2 protein-coding genes are annotated in these 2,053 nt (G+C 59.2%); both read right to left on the bottom strand.

The window, feature by feature from the left end; translation table 11 throughout:
* Positions 1-584 (bottom strand): cold-shock protein (locus ABYB95_RS22440; RefSeq protein WP_372662219.1); only part of this gene is annotated, 584 nt, incomplete at its 3' end.
* 39 nt (positions 585-623) lie between these two features.
* Positions 624-1,796, bottom strand: a complete 1,173-nt coding sequence (locus tag ABYB95_RS22435) for a hypothetical protein (protein WP_372662216.1) — start codon at positions 1,794-1,796, stop codon at positions 624-626.
* Positions 1,797-2,053 lie beyond the last annotated feature (257 nt).

Below are 2,053 nucleotides of genomic sequence, written 5' to 3'. Positions count from 1 at the left end.
TCGCGGCATGAAGTCATCTGCGAGCAGTACTGGCGCCCATCGCAATGGAAGGCGGGCGGCGGCTGAATCTGCGGTCTCGTCGCAGGCGTAGGCGGCGGCTGAAGCTGTGGCTCTACCGCTGGCGCCTGCGGACTGCTCATCACGATTTGAGGCACCGCCGCTGCCGCCGCACGCGATGCTTCATTGGCCCGCTTGGTGTATTGGGTGTAGGCATACCAACCCAAACCGGCGACCAGCAGCACAGCGATGAGGCGGGTACCGAACGAAGAGCCCGAACCGGCGCGGCGGGGTGGCCGGCGAGCCTGGTGCCGCGCCTGCTCCGCGCGACTCACTTTCGCGGCTGCCGCCGCCACAGGCACCCTGGGCCGACGCACCCGCACCGCCCGCTTGCGGCCATCCTTTTCGTCCAGCTCGATCTCAAACGACAGCGGCTCGCCGATGACGGGTATCCACCCATCCCGGGGCAGTTCAGACACATGCACGAACAGTTCCTGGCCGCCCTGCTCGGCCACCACAAAGCCAAAGCCTCGCTGAGGGTTCCACTTCTTGAGCGTGCCGTTGAATCGGGTAGCGGCGTTGTTCATGGCTTGATCGCTTTCAAGTCGTTAGAGGGTTGAAGTGGTCTAGCTTTTGCCCCAAGGCCAGGGATTGCAGCTCGCCGAGGATTCCGCTTTGGGGACCATCCGCCGAACGGTCTGCACGCCCTCGCCTGGAATGGTGATGCGCAGGCTTCCACCACCACCGGGCTTACCGCCAGCATCAACAAACACCTCGATCAACCAGCGGTCGCCCAGGTTGGAGAGCACCTGCGCTTTGACCGATCCCCACTCGCTGCCTGTATCGCATATCAAGTCAGCGCTGGTTTGGCCAGCTTCGAACCCGCTCTGGATGAGCGAGCAAGTGCTTTTTGGAATGCGCAGTTCGCTTGGTATTTGGTCTCGAATGCCAGACAGCTCAGCAACCCGGGTGGGGAACAGACTCGGCCTGCCAAGAAAGGTAGGAACTGAAATCAACAGCGCGGGCAGCAGCATGAACCCGACAAACGCAAGCACCCACACGGGTAGCTCACGAGTGAGCCCCGCATTGACGTACACCATGCAGAGCCACACCAACAGCAGCATGATCAAGTCCAACCATTGCACGCTTTCCTGCGGAATCAAGAACCAAAAGAGCGCAATGAACGGAAACACACTCCAAAACGCCACCCACAGACTGCGCCCAAAGCGCTTCACTCGCTGAGTGAAGGAACAGCGCTCTTTGCGTTCTTCCCGGATCCAGCCGACCAGTCCGAATAGAAAGAACACAACTCCAGGGGTCACTGCATACATCCAACCAACCTTGCAATCACTCCACATTCGAAAGGCGACAAACAGCAGGAAACCGCCCGGCCCAATCAACTGACACGCCACCAATAGCCAGTCCAAGCCCCACAAGCGCCTGGCGGACTCAGTGGCCTTTGTGGCTTCAGACAGCCTTGAACTTTGAAAGCCCAAGCGAGGTGCGATCAAAAACAACGCCATCAAAAGCATGAAAGCGAATGCCAGCGCAGCAACGGCTGCGCTGGCAGCAATGACCGAGGTCAGGTCAGGGGGAACGTAGTCAATCGACTGGAAATAGAAATACAGGATCGCGGCACCCATCGCGGTAAGTACTGCTCCGAGACCGACCCAAGGGGCATCCTTCAACAGCCGATATACGCGATTAGAAATGTCGAGCACTTCAGCCCGGAGATCAACCTTGTTCGGCTGCTCGCCAGGCACTTCAGCTCCGGTCGCTGGTTTGCTTTCTTCACCCATTTTTTGACTCCCTTTGCCCCGCGATTCTAGGGAGTCACAAACCAACGCAGGGTGTTCCGGCGGTCAATACCGTTGGCCGGTTCGAGCCAAGGCGTGAACGGGTATTCGGTGGCATTCGGGGTTGGCTTCCAACTCATTTCCTTTCCAGCGCGCCGATTGATTCATTTGGCAGTGCCTCCCGCCCCAGCGCTACCGACCAAGGCATGATCCTCCACAAGAACAGATCAGGAGGGCATTCGGGGGCAGATTCCAATTGA

The sequence above is a fragment of the Hydrogenophaga sp. genome, from assembly GCF_041633695.1.
Classification (GTDB): Bacteria; Pseudomonadota; Gammaproteobacteria; order Burkholderiales; family Burkholderiaceae_C; genus Hydrogenophaga.
The sequence above is the reverse complement of the archived record's forward strand: the minus strand, read 5'-3'. Positions and strand labels throughout refer to the sequence as shown.